The 22,818-nt window shown below is 38.1% G+C and carries 21 protein-coding genes; 6 read left to right on the top strand and 15 right to left on the bottom strand.

The window, feature by feature from the left end:
* Window positions 1-2 precede the first annotated feature (2 nt).
* On the top strand, window positions 3-437 hold the full coding sequence (locus D0T53_RS08805) for a phBC6A51 family helix-turn-helix protein (protein ID WP_163266962.1): 435 nt from the start codon (window positions 3-5) through the stop codon (window positions 435-437).
* 62 nt (window positions 438-499) lie between these two features.
* On the opposite strand, the gene pflA is transcribed toward D0T53_RS08805, so the two are convergent.
* From pflA to D0T53_RS08770, 7 genes are all read right to left on the bottom strand, one after another.
* On the bottom strand, window positions 500-1,222 hold the full coding sequence (gene pflA / locus D0T53_RS08800) for a pyruvate formate-lyase-activating protein (RefSeq protein WP_163266960.1): 723 nt from the start codon (window positions 1,220-1,222) through the stop codon (window positions 500-502).
* 96 nt (window positions 1,223-1,318) lie between these two features.
* Complete coding sequence (pflB, locus tag D0T53_RS08795; RefSeq protein WP_163266958.1) at window positions 1,319-3,550, bottom strand: formate C-acetyltransferase; 2,232 nt, start codon at window positions 3,548-3,550, stop codon at window positions 1,319-1,321.
* A 326-nt stretch (window positions 3,551-3,876) separates the two neighbouring features.
* On the bottom strand, window positions 3,877-5,112 hold the full coding sequence (xseA, locus tag D0T53_RS08790) for an exodeoxyribonuclease VII large subunit (RefSeq protein WP_163266956.1): 1,236 nt from the start codon (window positions 5,110-5,112) through the stop codon (window positions 3,877-3,879).
* 221 nt (window positions 5,113-5,333) lie between these two features.
* Entirely contained in the window at window positions 5,334-5,828 is a 495-nt protein-coding gene (locus tag D0T53_RS08785) for a metallophosphoesterase (protein ID WP_163266954.1), read from the bottom strand.
* Window positions 5,825-6,760, bottom strand: a complete 936-nt coding sequence (locus D0T53_RS08780) for a DMT family transporter (protein ID WP_163266952.1) — start codon at window positions 6,758-6,760, stop codon at window positions 5,825-5,827. Before D0T53_RS08780 ends, D0T53_RS08785 begins: the two co-directional genes overlap by 4 nt.
* Before the next feature lies 1 nt (window position 6,761).
* On the bottom strand, window positions 6,762-7,307 hold the full coding sequence (locus D0T53_RS08775; protein WP_163266950.1) for a nitroreductase family protein: 546 nt from the start codon (window positions 7,305-7,307) through the stop codon (window positions 6,762-6,764).
* Between the two features lie 10 nt (window positions 7,308-7,317).
* Window positions 7,318-7,926, bottom strand: a complete 609-nt coding sequence (locus D0T53_RS08770; RefSeq protein WP_163266948.1) for a riboflavin synthase — start codon at window positions 7,924-7,926, stop codon at window positions 7,318-7,320.
* A gap of 162 nt (window positions 7,927-8,088) precedes the next feature.
* On the opposite strand from D0T53_RS08770, the gene D0T53_RS08765 reads away from it, so the two are divergent.
* Window positions 8,089-9,012, top strand: a complete 924-nt coding sequence (locus tag D0T53_RS08765) for a YeiH family protein (RefSeq protein WP_163266946.1) — start codon at window positions 8,089-8,091, stop codon at window positions 9,010-9,012.
* Between the two features lie 3 nt (window positions 9,013-9,015).
* Here the strand turns inward: D0T53_RS08765 and D0T53_RS08760 are convergent, their stop codons facing one another.
* The 4 genes from D0T53_RS08760 to D0T53_RS08745 are packed head-to-tail and all read right to left on the bottom strand — an operon-like array spanning window position 9,016 to window position 13,448.
* Window positions 9,016-10,413, bottom strand: coding sequence for a DUF6056 family protein (locus D0T53_RS08760; protein WP_163266944.1), 1,398 nt, complete (start codon window positions 10,411-10,413; stop codon window positions 9,016-9,018).
* On the bottom strand, window positions 10,410-11,342 hold the full coding sequence (locus tag D0T53_RS08755; protein ID WP_163266942.1) for a glycosyltransferase family 2 protein: 933 nt from the start codon (window positions 11,340-11,342) through the stop codon (window positions 10,410-10,412). The genes D0T53_RS08760 and D0T53_RS08755 overlap by 4 nt, the downstream gene beginning before the upstream one ends.
* A 19-nt stretch (window positions 11,343-11,361) precedes the next feature.
* Window positions 11,362-12,399, bottom strand: coding sequence for a glycosyltransferase (locus D0T53_RS08750; RefSeq protein ID WP_163266940.1), 1,038 nt, complete (start codon window positions 12,397-12,399; stop codon window positions 11,362-11,364).
* A gap of 47 nt (window positions 12,400-12,446) precedes the next feature.
* On the bottom strand, window positions 12,447-13,448 hold the full coding sequence (locus tag D0T53_RS08745) for a lysylphosphatidylglycerol synthase transmembrane domain-containing protein (protein WP_163266938.1): 1,002 nt from the start codon (window positions 13,446-13,448) through the stop codon (window positions 12,447-12,449).
* A 111-nt stretch (window positions 13,449-13,559) separates the two neighbouring features.
* Here D0T53_RS08745 and rsmA point away from each other — a divergent pair, with 111 nt between their 5' ends.
* On the top strand, window positions 13,560-14,363 hold the full coding sequence (rsmA, locus tag D0T53_RS08740; protein WP_163266936.1) for a 16S rRNA (adenine(1518)-N(6)/adenine(1519)-N(6))-dimethyltransferase RsmA: 804 nt from the start codon (window positions 13,560-13,562) through the stop codon (window positions 14,361-14,363).
* Between the two features lie 24 nt (window positions 14,364-14,387).
* Window positions 14,388-15,332: a magnesium/cobalt transporter CorA gene (corA, locus tag D0T53_RS08735; RefSeq protein WP_163266934.1), complete on the top strand. Its 945-nt coding sequence runs from the start codon at window positions 14,388-14,390 to the stop codon at window positions 15,330-15,332.
* An 81-nt stretch (window positions 15,333-15,413) separates the two neighbouring features.
* Here corA and D0T53_RS08730 read toward each other — a convergent pair whose 3' ends face one another.
* The 4 genes from D0T53_RS08730 to D0T53_RS08715 all read right to left on the bottom strand — a co-directional run bounded on the left by D0T53_RS08730 (window position 15,414) and on the right by D0T53_RS08715 (window position 20,054).
* Window positions 15,414-16,787: an MFS transporter gene (locus tag D0T53_RS08730; protein WP_163266932.1), complete on the bottom strand. Its 1,374-nt coding sequence runs from the start codon at window positions 16,785-16,787 to the stop codon at window positions 15,414-15,416.
* A gap of 12 nt (window positions 16,788-16,799) precedes the next feature.
* The gene (locus D0T53_RS08725; protein ID WP_163266930.1) at window positions 16,800-17,477 is read right to left on the bottom strand and encodes a porin family protein; all 678 of its coding nucleotides are present in this window, start codon (window positions 17,475-17,477) and stop codon (window positions 16,800-16,802) included.
* A complete protein-coding gene (locus D0T53_RS08720; RefSeq protein WP_163266928.1) occupies window positions 17,474-19,252 on the bottom strand; it encodes a LysM peptidoglycan-binding domain-containing protein in 1,779 nt (592 codons plus the stop codon). Before D0T53_RS08720 ends, D0T53_RS08725 begins: the two co-directional genes overlap by 4 nt.
* A gap of 70 nt (window positions 19,253-19,322) precedes the next feature.
* Window positions 19,323-20,054 (bottom strand): 1-acyl-sn-glycerol-3-phosphate acyltransferase, encoded by a 732-nt coding sequence (locus tag D0T53_RS08715; RefSeq protein ID WP_255489421.1) that lies wholly within the window; start codon window positions 20,052-20,054, stop codon window positions 19,323-19,325.
* Window positions 20,055-20,182: 128 nt separating this feature from the next.
* On the opposite strand from D0T53_RS08715, the gene rlmD reads away from it, so the two are divergent.
* Together rlmD and D0T53_RS08705 are read left to right on the top strand one after the other, a co-directional pair.
* Window positions 20,183-21,592 (top strand): 23S rRNA (uracil(1939)-C(5))-methyltransferase RlmD, encoded by a 1,410-nt coding sequence (gene rlmD / locus D0T53_RS08710; RefSeq protein WP_163266924.1) that lies wholly within the window; start codon window positions 20,183-20,185, stop codon window positions 21,590-21,592.
* Window positions 21,593-21,667: 75 nt separating this feature from the next.
* The gene (locus tag D0T53_RS08705) at window positions 21,668-22,675 is read left to right on the top strand and encodes an aspartate-semialdehyde dehydrogenase (protein WP_163266922.1); all 1,008 of its coding nucleotides are present in this window, start codon (window positions 21,668-21,670) and stop codon (window positions 22,673-22,675) included.
* Window positions 22,676-22,818 lie beyond the last annotated feature (143 nt).

Below are 22,818 nucleotides of genomic sequence, written 5' to 3'. Positions count from 1 at the left end.
TTATGGCAAAATATACTCCCGAAACAGTAGAAAAAATCTGTATCCTTATATCAGAAGATTACCTCTCAATAGCTAACGTATGCGATGCAGCGGATATAAGCCGCGAAACATTTTACGAATGGAAAAAGTCTAAACCCGAATTTGCTCAGGCTGTTGAAGAAGCCATCGAAGAACGTCAGGAACGTTTGTACCGACTTGCCCGAAATGCAATGCGCCGAAAAATGGAGGGTTATACCCAGAAAATAGTGAAAAAGAAATACGTTCCTTCCCCACTCGACCCCGACGAACTTGAACTGAAAGAAGTGATAGTAACCGAAAAGCATTGCGAACCTAAAGCCTCCGACATTGCCCATACACTAAAAACGGAACAATTACCCCGCCGTCTTAACGATCTCAACTACATATATCAACCTATGCCCGACGATTACGAAGGGTAGCTTGATTACATAAAAAACGTTCTTAAAAAAACACCTTGGAGTTATTAACGAAATTTGTATGGCTAAAGAAGCGGAAGCCCGTAAGATTTGAATATGTCTTCTGCGTTTTTCACCTGTTCGGGTGTTGGAGATGGCACATCTTTAAGCTTGTATTCCTTATTCATTTCTTTCCACTTGTGTATTCCCATTTGGTGAAAAGGTAGAATATCTACACGTTGTACGTTAGGATAGTGCGATACATATTCGCCCCATTGCTTTAAATCGTTTTCATCGTCCGAAAATCCCGGAACAAGAACATAACGCAACCAAACAGGTTTGTTTATTTCTTCTAGATAATCGAAGAAATCTAATGTAGGTTCGAGCGGACGAGCTGTAAGGGCTGTGTATTTTTCGGGATTGATGTGTTTGATGTCGAGAAGAACTAAATCGGTTAAGTTTAAAACCTCTTTTATTTTATCGTTCAACAAATATCCCGATGTGTCGACGGCAGTATGCAAACCTTCCTGTTTGCATAATTTGAAAAGATTGAGTATAAAGTCGGGTTGAAGAAAAGGTTCGCCTCCCGAAACAGTAACTCCTCCGTTCCTCAAAAAGCCTTTTACTTTTTTTATTTCGCTGAAAGCTTCTTCGGGGGTTACCTCTATTTTAGAATCCGACATGTTCCATGTGTCGGTATTGTGGCAATACAAACAACGCAAAGGACATCCTTGTAAAAACAGAATATACCGTATGCCCGGACCGTCTTTTGTGCCAAATGATTCGATTGAATGCAGCTGCCCTTTCATCTTGAGTTTCTTTTGTATAAAGATAAAAACGAACAGACCGATTAACGTGATAGTTAAAGCCTGTTCGTCTTTTTTGTATAGTTTCTGTAAGAAAGATTAGAAGCTTGTAGTTATAGTTCTGCTTATAACGTCAAGCTGCTGCTCTTTAGTCAGTTTTATGAAATTAACAGCATATCCCGATACACGAATTGTTAACTGTGGATATTTCTCAGGGTTCTCCATTGCATCTATCAGCAAATCGCGATTGAATACGTTTACATTCAGGTGGTGGCCTGTTTGGTTGAAGTAACCATCCATTAATCCTGCAAGGTTGGCGATTTTTTCGTCATCGTTTTTACCTAAAGTACCGGGAGTAATGGCGAATGTATAAGAAATACCATCGTTAGCATGTTCGAACGGAAGTTTTGCAACCGAAGACAAAGATGCTACCGCTCCTTTTGTATCGCGTCCGTGCATAGGATTTGCACCGGGTGCAAAAGGAGTTCCACCACGACGTCCGTCGGGAGTGTTACCCGTTTTTTTACCATACACCACATTGGATGTGATAGTCAGTACCGATTGGGTAGGAATAGCGTCTTTGTACATTTTACGCTTACGTATTTTGTTCATGAATTTTTCAACGATTCCTGCTGCAAACCTATCGGTGTTTTCGTCGTTATTTCCGTATGGAACATAATCTTTTTCTACTATATAGTCTACTGCGTCACCGTCTTCGTCTCTCACAATACGCACTTTTCCGTATTTGATAGCTGCGAATGAGTCGGCTATAATTGACAAACCAGATATACCGAATGCCTGAGTACGCACAATGTCAACATCGTGTAAAGCCATTTCCAAAGCTTCGTACGAATATTTATCGTGCATATAGTGAATAATATTCAAAGCTTTTACGTAAGTTTCGGCCACCCAGTCTAATGTGCGGTCGAATTTCTCCCAAACTTCGTCAAACTCAAGATAGTCGCCCGAAACTTTCTCAACCCAATGTTTAGGCAATACCTGAGCTTTTGTTTTTTCGTCTTTACCTCCGTTTATAGTGTAAAGCAATGCTTTAGGCAAATTGGCTCTGGCTCCGAAAAACTGCATTTGGTGACCAATACGCATTGGCGAAACACAACATGCAATACCATAGTCGTCTCCTAACTGAGGACGCATAATGTCGTCGTTTTCGTATTGAAGTGATGATGTGTCGATAGATACTTTTGCGCAATAACGCTTCCAGTTTTCAGGCAGGCGGTCGCTCCATAAAACCGTAAGGTTTGGTTCGGGTGCAGGCCCCAGATTATAAAGTGTATGCAACATACGGAAACTGTTTTTCGTAACCAGCGATCTCCCTCTGTTAGTCATACCTCCCAACGATTCGGTAACCCAAACAGGGTCGCCCGAGAATAGTTCGTCATATTCGGGTGTGCGAAGGAAACGTACGATACGTAGTTTCATTACAAAGTGGTCGATAAATTCTTGTGCCTCTTGCTCTGTAATAACTCCATCTTTCAGGTCTCTTTCGATATATATATCAAGGAACGTTGTTACACGTCCAAGACTCATGGCGGCACCGTTTTGATCTTTAATAGCTCCTAAATAGCCGAAGTATGTCCACTGAATAGCTTCTTGTGCATTTTGTGCAGGTTTCGAAATATCAAAACCGTAAGCAGCAGCCATACGTTTCAATGCTTTCAGCGCATCAATCTGAGAACTCAATTCTTCACGAAGGCGGATCAGGTCGTCTGTCATCACAATAGGATCACATTCGGCAAATCTTTTCTTGCGTTCTTCTATCAATCTGTCTACTCCATAAAGTGCGATACGACGATAGTCGCCAATAATACGTCCACGACCATATGCATCGGGCAGACCGGTTAATAAACCGTTGCTTCGTGCCCTGCGTATACTATCTGTGTAAGCGGCAAAAACTCCTTCGTTGTGGGTTTTACGATATTTTGTAAATATTTCTTCTGTTCTGGGGTCTATTTCGTATCCGTATTCTGCTAGGCTTTGTTTTACCATTCGCAGACCACCATTCGGAAATATGGCCCTTTTAAGAGGTTTGTCGGTTTGTACTCCAACTATTTTCTCAAGGTTTTTGTCGATATAGCCGGCGCCATAAGCGTCAACAGCCGAAGGTATAGATGTTTCGGCATCGTAAACGCCTTTTTTCTTTTCTTCGACAAACATTTCGCTCAATTGAGCCCACAGGCGGTTAGTAGCATCTGTTGGTCCCTCAAGAAAACTGTCGCTTCCGGTGTACTCTGTGTAATTTTCTAATATAAAGTTATTTACATCAATTTCTTCAATCCATTTTGTACCACGGAAACCTTTGTATGAGTCCATAATGTTAATTAATTTTGTTGTTTTTATTACCCTTAACTATATATCTCATTTACGAGGCTACAAAGTTACGTAACAAATAAACAATATGCAATTTGTTAAACATTTATTTCAAAATGTCTAGCATAGAAGCATGTTTTACAACATGAATTCTTTCTGTTTTTACAAATGATAAGAATTATAATACTCGCTTTTGTTAAGTCTGCATTACAATCTGTCTTTGATTAATAAATGACACCTATATGCAATAAGAAATAATGATTATTGATTTAGCCTCTCTTGCTTATAGATAATTCGCGTCAAAAGATGTATACAGGTAATCTGTTTTCTTAACCTATTGTCGATATTACTTTTCCGTCAGAGAACAGGGTGGTTATTTGCTCTCCTTTTGTTAAATCAACTGCAGATTTCACTATGGCATTTCCTTTCAGGGTTAGCGTATAACCTTTCTTCAGTATGTTTTCGGGAGACACCAACTCCAGATATTGAGCTTTTACCGCAAGCGCATGTTCGTGTTCTTTTAATAGGTGAGATGATGCTGTTTTTAATCTGATGGTAATTTTTGCAAGCTCGGATAACTGTTCCTTTGTCTGCTCTTTTAGCAGATACGAGAAATGAGTAGTCAGATTATTTATTCGTATGGCTTCGTTTTGGAGCAGCTGGGTTGTTTTATAGCTGATTTGTTCTTGCAGGAATAACAGTTCGTTTTCGACACTTTCGTTTTTTGCGATCAGAAATTCAGCTACGGCAGTAGGCGTTTTGCATCGGGTGTGAGCCACAATATCTAATACGGTATCGTCTCTTTCGTGCCCGATTCCTGTGATAATGGGTAGTGGAAATTGTGCCGAACTGGTTGCCAGCAAGTATGAATCGAAACTGCTTAGCTCGGAAGAAGCTCCACCTCCCCGAATAATAACTACGGCGTCGAACAGGTCGATATATTGGTTTATCTTATCTAAAGCCAAGAGAATCGATTCTTCAGTCCGTTCGCCTTGCATAATAGCCGGAAATAATTTTGTATAGAAAACAAACCCTGATTTATTGTTTTCTAACTGGTTGCAAAAGTCCTCGTATCCGGCAGCCGTGGGCGACGATATTACAGCTATACGATTTACAACATACGGCAGCTGTAATTCTTTGTTAAGGGTTAGTACGCCTTCCTCTTCTAGTTGTTTAAGTATGAGTGCACGGTTGCGGGCTTGGTCGCCAAGAGTATAGCTGGGATCTATGTTGTGAACATTGAGGCTGAATCCGTATAACTCGTGAAACTCTACGCTTACCAAAACCAGCACCTTGATACCTGAAACAAAGGGCTGACTTGTTTCGCTTTCAAAATAGGGTTTAAGTATGCGGTAAGTATTTGCCCATACAGAGGCTCTGCCCCGCGCTATTATATTGCGGTTCGAGTCGTCCTTTTGTATAAACTCCAGATAACAATGCCCATTTTGGTTTTCCCTTACGTCGCTGGTTTCAGTCCTTATCCAATACATATCGGGCAGGCAGCCTTTCACGGCGTTTTTAATCGCACTATTCAAATCGTACAACGAAAGTATCTGTTCATTCATATCCTTAACTATATAAATTGAGTAAGCAAATACAAAGTTGGTTTTTTAAGTTTGATTATCCTCTGACTAAAATGTTAAAATAGAGCAAACATAATCTTTATGAAAGAAGTATTCTATGTACATAGAAACGCACAGTAAAGGGCGCTAATTGTATCTTGATAGAATTAATGTGTGACTGTTGTAGATTTTAGTTTGCGATAAATAGACGACAAATATCGGGCTTACCGGTTTGCCAATTCAATAACTTCAAGGTCTTTAATCTGCCCCTTATCCAACACAAATTTCAACAGTGTACGTACAGTGTGAAATCCATAGAGTCCGGCAGCACCCGGATTTATTGTGAGGCAACCATATTGTTTGTCATATATAACTTTTAGTATATGCGAGTGACCACAAATGAATAACTTGGGAGGCGACACCTGCAATATTCCTTTAATTTTAGGGTTGTATTTTCCCGGATATCCTCCTATATGCGTCATCAATACATCTACACCTTCTGTTTCGAAGCGTAGTATTTCGGGGTAAGCAGAACGAACTTTAGTGTCATCTATATTTCCGTATACAGCTTTAAATGGCTTGAATGCCTCGAATTGCACAGCCAGTCCAAGAGAACCGATATCGCCTGCATGCCAAACTTCGTCGCAATCGGCAAAGTACTCTTCATACTTCTTATCCCAATGGTTATGGGTATCCGATAGCAAACCTATTTTTTTCATTGCTTAGATGTTTGTATTTGCTCAGCATCCAGATCGGCTTTCGATTTACTCTGTGTAACCAGATATACACCCATAAATACCAGAATGCCCGAAATAAGCTTTCCTACTGAAAATGTATCTTGCCCTATACTGATAGCTACAAAAGATGCAATTATGGGTTGCAGATTATTGTACATCGATATAGTAGTGGGACGTATTCTTTTTTGAGCTACTGGGATAAGCATATAAGCGATGAATGTAGCAAAGATTAGAACATAGGCATAAAATGCGAATGGCAGGCTTTCTGTTTGCTTGAATAAGTCAGCATTTACAAGGTCTTTATAAAACAACGGAACGAAAAAGATTGCTGCATACAGGAACATCCACTTCATTATAGTTACCGACGAATATCTGGTACTTAACGGGCGCGTAATTACCAGATAGAATGCATAGCTGAACGAGCTTCCTACAATAGACAGATTCCCGATCATACCCGATTCGGTTGTTACATTTCCGTGGTGGCTGCTGTAAACCAACGATACGGCTCCGGCTATTCCTAAAAGAACTCCTCCTGCCTTTTGTAACGTTATGGGCTCTTTTAGTATAAGCGCCGCTATTATCATGGCAAAAAGCGGGCTGCTTGTTGTGATAATGGAAGCATCGACAGGCGACGTATTTCCCAGTCCGAATATAAATAAGCCTTGATTAAATATTATCCCGAAAATGCCACCTCCCAACAATATAAGGTGGTCTTTTATAGCAACCCTCTCCTTTTTCATAAATAGGGATGCTATCCAGAAGGCTATTGTGGCAAAAAGTATTCGCGATACTGTGTACCCGAATGGGGATATAAAGTTTGACAGAAGATATTTCCCGATAGGAATGTTCAAAGCGAACATAGTTGCCACGGAGAACATTGTAATATGCCCCCATTGCTTTTGCGATATAGCCATGTTATTTATATTTGTTGTAAGAAACGACCTCTTCTGTAGCCTTACGTTTTTTAGGACGTAACCCTTGGGCAGGGTAGCCTATTACTATGTCGAGTATTACACGTTTACTTTCGGGGATGTCCAAAAGTTTGCGCATTTTCGATTCATTAAACCAGCCCAGCATACAACTGCCTAAACCTTCGGCTTCGGCAGCTAAACATATGTGTGCAGCGGCAATACCAATATCGACATGAGCAAAGTGCTTGTCTTTTATCATTCCACCTATACCCGATGTAAAATTCACTTTCTCCTCTACAATAAGTATATGCACAGGAGCCTGTTTAGTAAAGTGATTCATCCCTAATAGCTTTGCCGATGCTGCATCGGCTACTTTATTTTTCAGATCGGGATCGTCAACTACTATAAAGTGCCACGGCTGCGCATTACAAGCCGACGGCGAAAGCCGTGCAGCCTCGATAATACGAGCGACTTTTTCAGGTTCAACAGCTTTATCTTTATCGTAAGCTCTTGTGCTCTGACGTTTGTTTACAAGTTCAAGAAAATCCATAATTATAGAATTAGTCTTGTTGAACAGCCAATATACGGCTTATATATTTGCCTATAATATCAAACTCAAGGTTTACTGTTGATCCCTCTTTTATCTGGTGGAAATTAGTAAACTCGTAAGTATAAGGTATTATAGCTACCTGAAAGCTATTGTTTGTAGGGTTCACAACAGTAAGGCTCACTCCGTTTACTGTTACCGAGCCTTTGTCTACAGTCATGTAACCGCGTGTAGCCATCTCCTTGTCGAAGTTGTATTGAAAAGTAAAATACCAACTACCATCGGCTTCTTCAACTTTTATACATTTGGCTGTTTGGTCTACATGCCCTTGTACAATATGCCCGTCTAAGCGTCCGTTCATCAACATACTGCGTTCAAGGTTTACTTTGTCTCCGGGGCTTAGTAATCCAAGATTCGAACGCTCTAAGGTTTCTTTTATGGCTGTAACAGTGTATGTATCTTCAGTCATGCTTACTACAGTAAGACATACACCATTATGGGCAACACTCTGATCTATTTTCAACTCGTTCACGAACGAACACTTCATTGTGATATGCAGATTCTCACCTTCTTTTTTTAGCGCAACCACAGTTGCAGCTTCTTCTACAATACCTGAAAACATAGTCGTATGATTTAATTTTGTTGGTACAAAGATACTACTTTTTAAATCAAAGCATAGATTCATATTTAAGTTATTTAATGAAGACTAATTAACTTATCTTTATAGTGTATAGATTAATAATCTCATATTCTGTTATACCTTTGTATAAAAATCAATATAGTTATGTCTAAAGTATTATGTCCTTTATTTTATGTAATTCCCGCACTCTGTTTGTTCCCGTTTGTCAGTCCGCCTTTGGCTTTGTTTTCCGGCATCTTTCTTGCCTTTCTGTATAAAGGCGAGCCGGTTTTTAATTCGGGTAAATTGACTAAGTATTTGCTTCAGATATCCATTGTTCTGATGGGTTTTGCAATGCCTGTCAGCGAAGTTATACATACCGGCAAAACGGGTTTTGTGTTGACTCTAGTCTCGGTTTTCCTAACCTTGTTGTTGGGTATACTTTTAGGGCGCATATTTAAGGTCGAAAAAAATACATCTCTACTTATATCGGGTGGAACTGCCATTTGTGGAGGAAGCGCCATTGCTGCAATTGCTCCTGTAATTAACGCAGAGAATAACCAGATTAGCTTTTCTCTTGCTGTGATTTTTATACTTAATGCCGTGGCTCTTTTCGTCTTTCCTGTTGTCGGGCACTTATTTTCGATGGATGAAACTACTTTTGGTTATTGGGCGGCAATTGCAATTCACGACACCAGTTCGGTTGTGGGTGCATGTGCCGAATACGGAGAGAAAGCCCTTCAGGTGGGAACAACAGTAAAACTTACCCGAACTTTGTGGATAATACCTGTAGCCTTTATTATTGCTTTTTATAATAAGAATAAGGCTTCGAAGATTTCTATTCCGTGGTTCATTGCTTTATTTGTTATTGCCATACTTATTGGATCGTATGTTCCCGGTATGGAAGAAACTAACGGACATTTGAGCTGGCTGGGACGAAAAGGCATGACTATTGCCTTGTTCTTTATCGGAACATCTATAAAAATGGATGAGGTGAAAAAGGTTGGTATTTATCCATTTTTACAAGGTGTTTGTTTATGGATATTAGTTACTGCTATATCCCTTTGGTGGATGATTTCTTACTTTTAGTAGCTATTCGGGTTTCATTTCAACCGATTCAATTCCATAATATTTAGAAAAGACATTATTATCCCATAATTCCGGATTGTTAAAGAAATCGTAATAATGAACGAAGCGGGTCTTTTGCTCAATTGGTTTACCAACAAAAGTAACATGCTTAATTCCTTGCTGTTTTGCTTCCTTTACAATCTCGATACGCTGCGAAAAAACCGTGTTAATATCGTCAAGATCTTTGTATCCCCGGTAATAATCGGCTACGAAGAATAATAGAGCAAAAATTAACGATGTGTACGCTATACCTTTTATAAGTCCGCTTCTGAAATCGAGGTTGGCATATAGGGCCGCAATACTTATGATAAGCAAAGTGTTAATGCCAAACGAAGCGCGCCCCGGAAAAAATGGGGAAGCCGACATTACCAAAGTTGCGATTAGTGCTCCAGCCAGCCATATGGATGATAAAATAAATGTACCTTTTTTGAGCTCGGTTTTTCCGTAATAACGATGGATAATGAAACTAAGAGCCAGAATAAATGCAAGAGGAAGACAATAATAATAGAAAGAAGCCAATGCGCTAATAAATTGTCCCAGATACCGTAATACAATCGAACTTTGTTCTACCGGGAACTCGGCATACCTTACGTAATTGCCCGGTGCTGCTATCAATAATATTGTCCCGGTTATAGTTCCTATAAGGGCTGTTATTGCCCAACGAGGTATTCTTTTTTCCCTTATCTTAAACAAAACAAGAAATACCGAAACTATACAAACCAGAGCGACAGCCATATTCTCGTTTGTCCATCCTGCAATAATTCCTGCAAATAGGAATAGGATAGTTTTAAAAAGGTTGTCATTGCTATTTGCATTCAAAAAATGTAATTTGAACGGAATCAGAAAGAGAACAATAATAAGTGTACCCCATAAATAATTAGCACTGCCAACTATCCACAGCATTGTTTGCGCAAATGCAGGTTGAAATAGCCACACAAGCATGGTTATTCCTATAAGTAACGATACGTTGTAGGGAGAATCCTTTTTTTTCACCAAATAATAAACAGCAACTATAAGAGCTACAAAAGCCATACTGTTCAGTAAGTCGTTCCATGGACTGCCTAAAAGTAATAATGTTTGCGCTATAATATGCACAATGGTTCGTCCACCCCAAACAAAGTAATGACGGTATTGCGATTCTAAAATTTGTCCGAAACTATTAAGATGATTGTCTCCGAACATACTGTAACTCCAATCGTCTCCATATAACATATGGAGCGAATTTAAGATGTAAACACCACCGAAAATTACGAGCAGAGCACACCCAAAAAGGATTCTTCGAACAGCTATGTTATCGGTTAAATTTTCAAATGTTGTAGCCAGATTATTCATCTGTCTTGCTACACTTTTAAATACTGTCATTCTTGTTCAGTTTCTTTAATAACGAATAAGGGTCTGTGTTTGGTTTCAAGATAAGTACGGGATATGTATTGCCCTAAAATACCGAGACAGAAAAGTTGTATTCCCCCAATAAAGAATATAATACATATTGTTGATGGATAACCGGCTACAGGATCGCCCCAAATAAGAGTTTTGGTTATTATAACAGTAATCATAACCAAAGATATTAGAAAAAAAAGCAAGCCAAAAAGTGAAGCTATAGCTAAAGGACGCGTTGAGAATGCAACAACTCCTTCGAGCGAATAGAAAAACAATCCCCAAAAAGACCATTTGGTTTCGCCTGCCACACGTTCGATATTTTCGTACGAAATCCATTTAGTATTAAAGCCCACCCATTGAAAAATACCTTTCGAAAAACGGTTGTACTCAGGCATATCAATAATGGCATTTACCATTTGGCGAGTCATTAGTCTAAAATCACGCGCACCGTCGACCAATTTGGTATCCGATATTCTATTCATCATTTTATAGAATTGGCGGGCAAAGAAAGATCGGATAATGGGTTCGCCTTTCCTATCATCTCTACGGGTTGCTATACAATCGTAACTTTCCTCCTTTATGGCTATATACATTTCGGATAAGAGAGCGGGCGGGTCTTGAAGGTCGGCATCTATCATCGCAACATAATCTCCTTCCGAGGCTTTTAATCCGGCAAGTATAGCTGCTTCTTTTCCAAAGTTTCTGGAGAACGAAACAAACCGAACTCTTTTATCTTTCCTTCGTAGTTCTTTTACAATGTCTAAAGTTTTATCTCTCGATCCGTCATTTATAAAAATAAATTCAAATGTTTGTTGGTTCATTTTTGCCGAAACCCGTACCAATTCTTCATACAGAAAAGGCAGTGCCTGTTCTTCGTTATAACAAGGTATTACTAACGAAATTTTATCCATTATTTTTTTCTTGTTTAGTTTATGTCCGTTTGCCTTTAATATAAGTTAGTTCTTCAAAAATACTCAAAAATAAAGAGCATCGGTACTTTATGAAGAACAATAGTATATTTTCTTTTAGGCTGATTTTGTTTTTCCTGATATTACGAGAAGAAATTCTCACATTTTTATCTTTTATTATATGAGCTATTCTCTTTTTTTTGAAATTAAAAGGATTGCTGTGACCGGTAAAAAATTCGTAATGTATACTTACTATAGCACGCAGCAAATAATCGTTCTGCAAACGGGGTGTTAAATCCATTTTATTATCTGCCCGAGATAACGGCTCTATAACATTTTGCTTAAGCATGTCTAGATAGATGAGCTCCTGCTCCCATCGTCCTTCCTTGTACGATTGGGTCAGAGAATCCCCATTCAGTTCGTAGTGATACAACACATCGTTAACAAACAAAACACTCTTCGAGTGCGATATTGTTGTTATTGTAAACAGGCGGTCTTCGTTTTGACGAAGATCCGGGCTGAAACGTATGTTATTGTCTTCAATAACAACTCTTTTGAATAGATGCATCCATAAAACACCTTGTATAAATGTTCCCCCGAATTTATCAGCACCTATCATTGTATGCAGAATTTCGGTCTTTAACTTTTGATTTTCATATAAGCCATCGAAAGGAATTCTGTTCATTATATGTTTACCTCTATAGGCATTGAATCTGACAATGTCTGCCTGACAGTCTTTCAGGTGGGATGTCAGAATCTCGTACATATTATGTTCTATTCTGTCGTCAGAATCAATAAAGCTGATATAATCGCCATTAGCGTACATCAGTCCGGAATTACGAGCTGCCGAAACTCCGGCATTCTTTTTGTGAACAACTTTTATGCGGGAGTCTTGTTGTGCATAATTGTCGCATATATCTCCGGACGAATCGGTAGATCCATCATTAATCAGGATAATTTCGAGTTTTGTGTATGTTTGTTTTATTACAGAGTCAAGGCATCTTGACAGATATTTTTCCGTATTATAAACAGGGATTATAACTGATATAAGTAATGACATATTTTGACCTGTTTAACAATGTTTCTTTATCGTTTCTGTAGGGATTATTATTTTCGATTCCTGATAGCCATAGCAGTGATTCCAAATAATCCGCAAAGAATTACCCAAAGCGATTGTATTGCAAATACACCTGTTGCAAAGGCTGTTGCTTCAACATTGTTTACACCATATAGTGTAAGCGAGGCTATTACGGCAAGCTGCCATGGGCCTAATCCTCCGTTCGATGGCACTCCCATACTTATACTGCTAAGGGCAAATGCTACTAATGCTGCAATAAATCCTAAATTTTCAGTAAACCCAAAGGCGAAAAATGTTATATAAAAATAGAAGAAATAGGATGTCCAGATTGCAAGAGAGTAGAAAATCAATCGTCCTTTTGTTTTCATCTTCCAGATGTCTTTCATGTCGTTCCACATTCCGACAAGAAGATCTTTCACTTTTTTTACAATGAAGTTCTCTCCCATATATTTGAATACAACAAATATTATAAGAACGGAAACTAATATTCCTATATATAAATAGGGCGATGTTATTAGTCGCGATATACTACCCAAACTTTCTTCGCTCTGTTTCATTAAAAATTGCATATTAAGAAAAAATGCAACAACAGTTATTAGCAAAACAGTGAGTGTGTCTAGTACACGATCCAAGATCATTGTTCCAAATAATTTTGTGAAGGGAATTTTTTCGTCTTTGGCAACAATTCCGCATCTCCATATTTCTCCTGCACGAGGCAAAGCAAAGTTTACGGCATAACCTCCATAAATTGCAAAACAAAGATTTGATACTTTAGGAGAGTATCCAAGCGGGCGAATAAGTAGCTCCCATCGATATCCTCTGATAGTATTACCTAACAACCCAAATATGAGAGAAAATAATAAGATACCCCAATTTGCATTTTTAAGTATCGACCATAATTCCTTGGGATCGATATCCTTTACGAAGAAGTAGACAATAAGAATGCCCAGACCTAGAGGAAGAATTATTTGAAGGATAGTTTTTACCAGTGATTTTTTCTGAGGGATGGTTTCTTCAATATTATTATCCATTTATCCGATGTTTTATAAATAGCTGAATGTTATTATTTTTCGACAGCTCGCTAAAAGCCTTAAAAAATATTCATTATCTTTGCAAGCTACAAATATAATCATAAGTTGTGGATGAGAGCTGTTAAACCAAAAAAATTCCTGGGTCAGCATTTCCTTAAAGATTTGCAAATAGCAAAACGAATAGCCGATACGGTTGACGATTTTGCTGGTACTCCTATCATAGAGGTAGGGCCCGGAATGGGGGTACTTACACAGTTTCTCATTGACAAGGGAGACCTTACGGTTGTTGAACTTGATAAGGAATCGATCCCTTATTTGGAAGAACGTTTTCCCACGCTTAAAGGGAAGATAATTGAGGCCGATTTTTTAAAACTGGATATTTCTGATATCTATACAGACCAGTTTTGTGTTATAGGTAATTATCCGTATAACATTTCGTCTCAAATATTTTTTAAGGTACTGGATTATAAAGATCGCATCCCGTTTTGTTCGGGAATGTTACAGAAAGAAGTTGCAGAACGTATAGCTTCGAAGCCAGGGAATAAATCATATGGAATATTAAGTGTATTGTTACAGGCTTGGTATGATATAGAGTATTTATTTACGGTCAGCGAACAGGTTTTCGACCCTCCGCCTAAGGTCAAATCGGCCGTTATCAAATTAACAAGGAACGGGCGCAAACAGCTGGATTGCGATGAAAAACTTTTCAAGACGGTTGTTAAAACAAGCTTTAATCAACGCCGCAAAACATTGCGAAACTCGATGAAACCTCTTTTGGGTAAAGATTGTGAAGCGTATTCTGATCCAATATTTGATAAACGGCCTGAACAGCTCTCGGTAACACAATTTGAGGCATTAACCAATATTGCAAAAAAATGCCTGCAAAACCGGGAATACAATTCGGAAAACGAGTAAAGAACCTATCAAAAAGCGGAGAGTATGTCAGAAATCAAACTCTTTTACCATAAGGATAATGTTATACGGATAAGCCGTAGCCTTGAATTTCTTAAAGAAACCCCGATCAAAAATTTTCTTTGGATTGACTTAAACAATGTTGATGAAGAGATAGAAAATGAACTGGAAGACTATTTGAGAATATATATTCAGGAAGAAGAAGAGATGATAGAGATAGAGATGTCGTCTCGTTATATGGAGACTTCCGAATCGCTTGTCGTAAATCTCAACTTCCTTCTAAATTCATTTGAGAAAGAGACTGTTTCGTTTATATTGAAAAATAATCTTCTCATAACTGTACGTGACGAAGAGCTTGTGTCGTTTCAGGAAACGATAAAGAAAATATCTGCAAATCCGCGTAATTATCCAACCGGATATCATGTTTTTGTGGCTTTGCTCGAAACACGGGTAGAGGTAGATGCCGACATGATTGAGGAAATGACTCATCATATTACAGATTTGAGTAACAGTATAAGTATACAGGAAGCTGACGAGGAACTTTTGATGGAAATAAAGAACCTTCAGGAAAAGACGATGCTTTTACGCGAAAATATAATAGAGAAGCAACGTGCCGTATCAAGCATGCTCAAAAGCGAACTTATACCGAGGGAATTGCATGGCAAGCTAACTATATTGGTAAAAGATATAAATTCGCTTTTAGAACATATTCGTTTTAGCTTCGACCGTCTGGACTACTTACAAGATACATTCCTCGGTTTCGTTAATATCGAACAGAATAAGATAATTAAGATGTTTACCGTAATTTCGGTAATTTTTATGCCACCTACGCTTATTGCAAGTATTTATGGAATGAATTTCACTGTTATGCCGGAACTTGATTGGAAGCTTGGGTATCCGTTATCTATCGGGCTGATGGTATTTGCTTCAGGTATTATCCTGTATTTCTTCCGACGAAAGAAATGGCTTTAATTTATCTTATAAAAATTACAAACCCTTTCGATATATCAATCGAAAGGGTTTTTTATTAGTCATGAAGTCTTGGACTTATAATTATTCTATTGTGTTTGCTTCGGTAGCTGCCTTTTTATCCATCCGACGGGTAATTATACCATATATAACAAGGGCTATAGCCGAAATCATGCCGATTCCGACAAATACATACCAAATGTAATGAGCATTTTCTGTAACTACTGCGTATTCAGCAGGCGTATAATCTTTAGGGTCAGGGCAATATTTATTAAGTAAAAAACCTGATAACCCGAAAGCAAGCAGATATGATAAGAAAGAATGCAAGTGGCTAAACCCTAGATACAATCCTTCTTCACCCTTTGGCGATTGAAGAGAAAAATATTCAAGATAGCGTGGTGAAATGAAACACTCGGCTAATGCTTGCATAGCTATACCTACAATCATCATAAAAGCAATAGGATGAAGTCCTAGAATATACTCTGCTCCTATCTGATTGCCAAAGGACATTACCAGCGCCGAGAAAGGAATTATAAGCATACCGATGGTCATTGAAGCTAAGGCTGTACGTTTTTTCATGAGTGATGTAACTAAGTTTACACACATAAAAACCACAAAAGGGTTTACATTAGCATACCATCCGGGCGAGGCTTCTGCTCCTATCATCCTGATTACAAATTTAGGCATTGTTGCATACATCTGCCCTTGAATCAGCCAAAAGCCACTTATAATGAGTATTAGGGTTATAAGGCGTCCGTTTGTACAAACTTTAATAAAAGCACGACCCACCTCAGCTAAACTTTTGCCTTCGCCTTCTGTTTTAACAGATTTATAGAGAAAATAAACTGCAACTAGGGCTATTAGCGTCATTGCTGCAGAGAAAAAATTCAAGTATACAAGACCTTCATTTCCCATTCCTCTCCTTAAGGGGTCTACAACTGTTTTGCCGATGAAAGCACCGAAGTTTACCATCATGTAGAATATCGAATAACCACGAGCCCTGTTTTCAGAAGTAGTTTCACGCGCTACGGTTCCGGTTATAACAGCTTTGATAAAAGAACCTCCTATAACTATAAGAATTAATACCGGAGCTATACTCCAACGCAGATGGCTGGATTCTAGACCTGTAAAAGTTGTTTCCATACCATACTGTACCAAGCCTGCGCTTTCCAGCATAGTAGGTAGTAATCCTAATCCACCATAACCAATAGTTAAAAGACCAAAGGCTAGAATTATAGATGATCTGAATCCGATTTTATCGGCATAGGCACCTGTGAATGTGGGTAGGAAGTACAACAAAGCAGAAAATATACCCGAAATTATACCCGCTTCTATATCACTGAATCCCCATACATTAGACAGGTAAAGAGTTATTACGATAAAAACAGCATAGTAGGCTAACCTTTCTAAAAGTTCTACAGAGTTAGCTACCCAAAACGCTTTTGAGAATTTTGTCATTATGTATTGGTTTTAGAATGCTTTGATATAATAAGTAAGCTTTGCCGATATTACACGATTTGCCGAACGGCTGAAGCTATCGGCACTTTCTCCAGATTTGTATATATCTCCCAGACCAAAATAATAACGGCCTTCAAGGGCAAAATTCCCAATTCCTGTTCTTAATTCAAATCCAACACCTCCCATTATTCCGTAATCAAATTTATGCTGAGCATTTCTGTTGTATTGAGGTGTACTGTTTTCGTCAATATCATTTGCTAAGGCTTCGCTTATCTTTTCTTTTTCGCTAATCAGAAATTGAAATTTAGGGCCCAGATTTACAAAGAAACGCCCCTTTCTTCCAAAATAAATATGACTAAGAACCGGTAATTCTATATAGTTTAACGAATGTTTGTGTGCATATTCGGGATTGTTTTTAAATTTACCTTCCCAGCCTTGTTGGCTATAGTTTAGCTCGGCAATTAGTCCCAGATTCTTTTCCGATATATATCGAATTGCTAATCCGCCATGAAACTGTTGTGTATTTTGTGCCGGTATCTCGGCTCGTTGATGTATTAAACTTTGAGTAGAGAATGTAGGCCCAAAACCTATCCCAACATTCCATTCCGGCTCAAATTTCGATTGGGCTTTTATAAGGTTTATGCTGCATACTACAACAAAAAGAAAATATATGAAGGTCCTTTTTATCATTTGCTCAAATCAATCTTTTCTATAGTGGCATCTGTTTTGTAATGAATGAAAAACAAGCCGGAGTTAGTGTATCCGTTACCTTCGTTAGATTTTTCGAAATGAAAGGCCGATTGCAAGGTTGTTGAATTCAACATATATAGCCTGTTTTCAAACGAGTCTCCATGCCGGGCTAAAGCTGTCATAAAATATATTCCTGTATCGTATCCTAGTAATCCATAACGGGGGTATGTGTTAATCATAGCCTTCCCATACCAGTTTCTATACCGGTTCATCAAACTTTGTACAGCAGGACTATTAGTGTCGGCATAGAATGAAGAATAAATATATGTTCCGTAACGGTAAAAATCCTGAAGATACTGAGCCGAATAAGCCTGCCATTCCGGGTAACCGAATATATTTATTTCGGTATTTGCATACGACTTCTTCATATTTCTTAATGTAGGTATTATTTTACTGAGTGTTAATATAGAGCTCGATGTTGGTATTACTATATTTTTTGCCGAAGGATCGATCGCGTTTTTAAACTGTGCTTCAAAACTTTGTCCAACATTAATGGTACGGCTTTTTAATGTCGACATTGTAAGGTTGCTATTCAGTGTAGTTATAAAATCGGCCTTATCGTTAAGCGTACTTTCGTCTTCGATAATAATAACATTGTAATCTCTGAAATATTTACAGAAAGAAAAAGCGGCTTTGGCATAAAGTTGGCTTATTGGCAAATTTACCTGAAAAGATTCAGGGCTTTGTTGTAAATCCCAATCGTCTTTTACCGGAAATGGAATGGCATATTTTATGCCATGTTCAAAGGAAAACTTATTTAGAATGCGTATTTCATCAGATGTTACACCCCCAATAATAAGATCGAGGTTCTTCATCTCGTAAGTATCGAGTAGGCTTTCGAGTTTTTTAGTATTGTGCCCTTTGCTTATATCAAATGTGTATATTTCGGCTGAAAACCCTTGAGCCTTTATATCCTGAACAGCTAGTAAAAATCCTTCGTAATACTCAATGAACCGACTTTGCTGATGATCGCGTTGATCTAGTAAAGGAAGCAATAAGCCAATTTTCATTGTTTTATTATTTTCGGTAGTATAATTGTTGGTTGTAGCTATAGAGGTATTAACAGTTTCAGTATATTGTGGTGCCGATTGTGCCGGCGTTGTAGATGCCGCTTTATGATCTGTTGGGATAGATAGCATCATACCTTTTTTTAACCCGTTCTCTTTTACCGAAGGATTTGCTTCAGCTATTTCTTGTATCGATACATTATACTTTTGAGATAGACTAAATAGGGTTTCTTTCGGCTCAACTTTATGACTGATATAGCTTTGAGTAATTGCGCTTGGTTGAACTGATGCTACTGGAGTAGTTTTTACTTTTGGTATGCGAATAACATTGCCTATTTTGAAGTTTTCGGAAGTTAGCCCCGGATTTATAGCGACAATTTGGTCGATAGGCACATCATAAAGTTTCGAAACCGAAAATAAAGTTTCTTTACTTTTTATACTGTGAAAAAAAGAATTGTCATCGACTGACACTGCGGTTGTTTGGGTAGCAGGAATCCGTAATATTGTTTTTTCTTTTAACCCTTTTTCGATACCGGGATTTAAATCGTATAATTCCTGTAACGAAACTTTGTGTAACGAAGCAATAGAATAAGCTGTTTCACCCTTTAAAACAGTGTGCGTGCGGTAGTTTGTTTGTTGTGAAAAGGTAACTTGCGACAAGCTTAGCATAGAAAAAAGAATAGCTGCGCAAAAATATTTTAACCTCATGATTTTATTGGTTTTAATTGAATTAATTGCAAATGTACAAAATTATATAGTTAAAAAAGTCTGTGTTTTCTTATTTATAAATATCCCATAAACCGGAATGTACTTCATTATGAGTTTTGTTCAATAATTCGGGTATGTCGTCTTCCGTCATACCTTGAGTAGGAATCGGATCGTGTATTATAAGTTCCATTTTTCCCGGATTTATAAGGTATGTATGTATTTTCATCACATTAAAAGGTCCATTAAGTGTAAGGGGAACAACTGGAAGTTGCATTTGTTGTGCAATAATAAAGGCTCCTTTCTTAAAGCGTCCCATTGTTCCGTCTTTAGTTCTCGAACCTTCGGGGAATATGGTTATCGAATCGCCTTTTTTCAGTTCTTGTTCAGCTTTGGTTATGGTTTCTTTCATCGATTTTAAACTTGATTGATTGACAAAAATGTGCCCTGCAATTTCAGACGCTTTACCCACAAACGGAATTTTTCTCAACTCCTGCTTTTGCACCCATTTAATGTTTTGTCCCAAATATCCGTATATAAGAAAAATGTCGAATGCCCCCTGATGGTTTGGGGTGAAAACATACGAAGTGTTCTTGTCTAGTTTTTCGCGTCCTTTTACCGTGATTTTACATAAAGAAAGACGACAAGCAAGTTTGGACCAATAACGAGGAGGTACAACACTCCAAAAACGATTATTGCCTAATGTGCAACCAATCATAACAGTAAGGGCTGTTATAATTGTAGCAATAGCAAATATTGGTAAAAATATAAATATTTGATAAAGGGCTATTAAAAACTTCTTCATAGTGGGCATTACTGGATAAACGAAAAAATACTCTAACATACAAAAATACATTTTATTAGTTAAAAGTAGTACTGTCTACTGCAAAAACATTACTACATTTGTGGTCTTAAAAGTAGAAACGACAACTAATGGCAAGAAAGAAAAAAGAACTTCCTATACTCGAAGCAATAGAAATAACCGATGTTGCCGCCGAAGGCAAAGCGATAGCTAAAGTAAACGATATGGCAATATTTGTGCCTTATGTTGTGCCCGGCGACATTGTAGACTTACAAGTAACGCGTAAAAAAAATAAATATGCCGAAGCTAAGGCTATAAATTTCATAAAGTATTCGGACAATCGGACAGAGGCTTTTTGTGAGCATTTTGGCGTTTGTGGCGGATGCAAATGGCAAATATTGCCATATAGCGAACAGCTGAAATATAAGCAAAAACAAGTAACTGATAATCTTACCCGCATTGGTAAAATAGAACTTCCCGAAATAGCCCCAATTATGGGATCGGAAAAAACAACTTTTTATCGCAATAAGCTTGAATTTACTTTTTCGAATAAAAGATGGTTGACTCAGCAACAAATCGAATCGGGGGTAACTTTCGATAATATGAACGGGCTTGGATTTCATATACCGGGAATGTTTGATAAAGTTCTCGACATTAATAAATGTTGGTTACAAGATGACGTATCGAACCAAATACGGAATTTTATACGTGAGTACTGTTTTCGCGAAGGTTCTTCTTTCTTCGACCTGCGTAATCGTGGCGGCTTGATGCGTACCCTTATTGTCCGCACCTCTACTACCGGGGAATTGATGGTAATTGTTGTGTTTTATGACGATGATCGTGAGCAAATAGAAAGTGTGCTTAAAGCGGTAGAGTCAGAATTTCCGCAAATAACATCGTTGTTATACATTGTTAACCAAAAAGCCAATGATACTATAACAGATCAGGAGGTTATGACATGGAAAGGCAACGGGTTTATTTATGAAGAGATGGAAGGGTTGAAATTTAAAATCGGCCCAAAATCGTTCTACCAGACAAACAGCGAACAAGCTTATAATTTGTATAAAATTGCCCGCGATTTTGCTGCGCTTACCGGAAATGAGTTGGTTTATGATCTTTACACAGGCACAGGTACTATTGCTAACTTTGTAGCAAAGAAAGCTAAACAGGTGGTTGGTATTGAATATGTTGAAGATGCTATAATAGATGCACGATTCAATTCGGAAAACAACGGCATAAACAATACTCTTTTTTATGCAGGAGATATGAAGGATATACTGAATCAGGAATTTATTAACGAGCACGGAAAACCTGATGTTATTATAACCGATCCGCCACGCGCTGGTATGCACGACGATGTTATCGATGCTATTTTGTTTGCCTCTCCCCAACGGATAGTGTATGTAAGCTGTAATCCGGCAACGCAAGCCCGTGACTTAAGTTTACTCGATAGCATGTATAAGGTTACAAAAGTTCAGCCAGTTGATATGTTTCCGCATACACATCATGTTGAAAATGTTGTTTTATTGGAAAAACGATAAATCAAGATATATAATGTTATTACTTTTATATTTACCTTTGCATAATATTTTATCAATCAATAATTAATTACTAAAATGAAAATTGCTATTGTTGGAGTTAGTGGTGCTGTTGGGCAGGAATTTCTCCGTGTGATTGAAGAGCGTAGCTTCCCTTTCGATGAGTTGGTGTTGTTCGGTTCGGCGCGTAGTGCCGGAAATGTCTATACTTTTAAAGGTAAGGACTATACAGTAAAAGAACTAAAGCACAACGATGATTTTAAGGGTATCGACATCGCTTTTGTATCTGCCGGAGGTAGTATCTCGACCGAATTTGCGTCTACTATAACTAAGCATGGAGCAATTATGATCGATAATTCAAGCGCATTCCGTATGGATGCAGACGTACCTTTGGTTGTGCCTGAAGTAAATGGCGAGGACGCAAAAGTACGTCCGCGTAACATCATTGCCAATCCCAACTGTACAACCATACAAATGGTTGTGGCACTAAAGGCTATTGAAAATATTTCGCATATCAACCGTGTGCATGTTGCAACATATCAGGCTGCTTCGGGAGCCGGAGCATCGGCGATGGATGAACTTGTAAACCAGTTTAAACAGATTATGAACGGGGAAGAAGCCACTGTCGAAAAATTTGTTTATCAATTAGCGTATAATGTTATTCCTCAAGTAGATGTATTTACCGAAAACGGATACACAAAGGAAGAACTTAAAATGTATAACGAAACGCGCAAGATAATGCATTCCGATATTGAGGTTAGTGCTACTTGCGTACGTGTTCCTGTTATGCGTGCTCATTCCGAAGTTACATGGGTCGAAACCGAACGTCCTGTAAGTGTTGAGGAGGCTCGTGAAGCATTTGCAAAAGCCGAGGGTATTGTATTGCAAGATAATCCTTCGGAGAAAGAATATCCAATGCCTTTATTCGTTACAGGTAAAGAGCCTGTTTATGTAGGGCGTATTCGTAAAGATCTGGCAAATCCGAATGGGCTAACATTCTGGACGGTAAGCGATCAAATAAAAAAAGGAGCTGCACTTAATGCCGTTCAAATAGCAGAATACCTTATTAAGGAGAACGCTTTGTAAGTTTACTATATTCGAATAATATAACAGAAGGTTATGCTGAATAAGCATAACCTTTTTTTGTTATACAACACTTAAAAAAAGTAAGTGTGAACTAAAATGCGACTTATTTGAAATAATAATGGAAGTGTATGTTTTACCTTTCA

Source organism: Dysgonomonas sp. 216, assembly GCF_010501065.1.
Lineage (GTDB): Bacteria > Bacteroidota > Bacteroidia > Bacteroidales > Dysgonomonadaceae > QVMM01.
This window is presented reverse-complemented; position numbering and strand designations above follow the sequence as displayed.

What these genes read in the sequence shown, in the direction of transcription:
- D0T53_RS08805 (WP_163266962.1), top strand. Translation starts at nt 3, where the DNA reads ATGGCAAAATATACTCCCGAAACAGTAGAAAAAATCTGTATCCTTATA.
- pflA (WP_163266960.1), bottom strand. Translation starts at nt 1,222, where the DNA reads ATGAAAGGGCAGCTGCATTCAATCGAATCATTTGGCACAAAAGACGGT.
- pflB (WP_163266958.1), bottom strand. Translation starts at nt 3,550, where the DNA reads ATGGACTCATACAAAGGTTTCCGTGGTACAAAATGGATTGAAGAAATT.
- xseA (WP_163266956.1), bottom strand. Translation starts at nt 5,112, where the DNA reads ATGAATGAACAGATACTTTCGTTGTACGATTTGAATAGTGCGATTAAA.
- D0T53_RS08785 (WP_163266954.1), bottom strand. Translation starts at nt 5,828, where the DNA reads ATGAAAAAAATAGGTTTGCTATCGGATACCCATAACCATTGGGATAAG.
- D0T53_RS08780 (WP_163266952.1), bottom strand. Translation starts at nt 6,760, where the DNA reads ATGGCTATATCGCAAAAGCAATGGGGGCATATTACAATGTTCTCCGTG.
- D0T53_RS08775 (WP_163266950.1), bottom strand. Translation starts at nt 7,307, where the DNA reads ATGGATTTTCTTGAACTTGTAAACAAACGTCAGAGCACAAGAGCTTAC.
- D0T53_RS08770 (WP_163266948.1), bottom strand. Translation starts at nt 7,926, where the DNA reads ATGTTTTCAGGTATTGTAGAAGAAGCTGCAACTGTGGTTGCGCTAAAA.
- D0T53_RS08765 (WP_163266946.1), top strand. Translation starts at nt 8,089, where the DNA reads ATGTCTAAAGTATTATGTCCTTTATTTTATGTAATTCCCGCACTCTGT.
- D0T53_RS08760 (WP_163266944.1), bottom strand. Translation starts at nt 10,413, where the DNA reads ATGACAGTATTTAAAAGTGTAGCAAGACAGATGAATAATCTGGCTACA.
- D0T53_RS08755 (WP_163266942.1), bottom strand. Translation starts at nt 11,342, where the DNA reads ATGGATAAAATTTCGTTAGTAATACCTTGTTATAACGAAGAACAGGCA.
- D0T53_RS08750 (WP_163266940.1), bottom strand. Translation starts at nt 12,399, where the DNA reads ATGTCATTACTTATATCAGTTATAATCCCTGTTTATAATACGGAAAAA.
- D0T53_RS08745 (WP_163266938.1), bottom strand. Translation starts at nt 13,448, where the DNA reads ATGGATAATAATATTGAAGAAACCATCCCTCAGAAAAAATCACTGGTA.
- rsmA (WP_163266936.1), top strand. Translation starts at nt 13,560, where the DNA reads ATGAGAGCTGTTAAACCAAAAAAATTCCTGGGTCAGCATTTCCTTAAA.
- corA (WP_163266934.1), top strand. Translation starts at nt 14,388, where the DNA reads ATGTCAGAAATCAAACTCTTTTACCATAAGGATAATGTTATACGGATA.
- D0T53_RS08730 (WP_163266932.1), bottom strand. Translation starts at nt 16,787, where the DNA reads ATGACAAAATTCTCAAAAGCGTTTTGGGTAGCTAACTCTGTAGAACTT.
- D0T53_RS08725 (WP_163266930.1), bottom strand. Translation starts at nt 17,477, where the DNA reads ATGATAAAAAGGACCTTCATATATTTTCTTTTTGTTGTAGTATGCAGC.
- D0T53_RS08720 (WP_163266928.1), bottom strand. Translation starts at nt 19,252, where the DNA reads ATGAGGTTAAAATATTTTTGCGCAGCTATTCTTTTTTCTATGCTAAGC.
- D0T53_RS08715 (WP_255489421.1), bottom strand. Translation starts at nt 20,054, where the DNA reads ATGAAGAAGTTTTTAATAGCCCTTTATCAAATATTTATATTTTTACCA.
- rlmD (WP_163266924.1), top strand. Translation starts at nt 20,183, where the DNA reads ATGGCAAGAAAGAAAAAAGAACTTCCTATACTCGAAGCAATAGAAATA.
- D0T53_RS08705 (WP_163266922.1), top strand. Translation starts at nt 21,668, where the DNA reads ATGAAAATTGCTATTGTTGGAGTTAGTGGTGCTGTTGGGCAGGAATTT.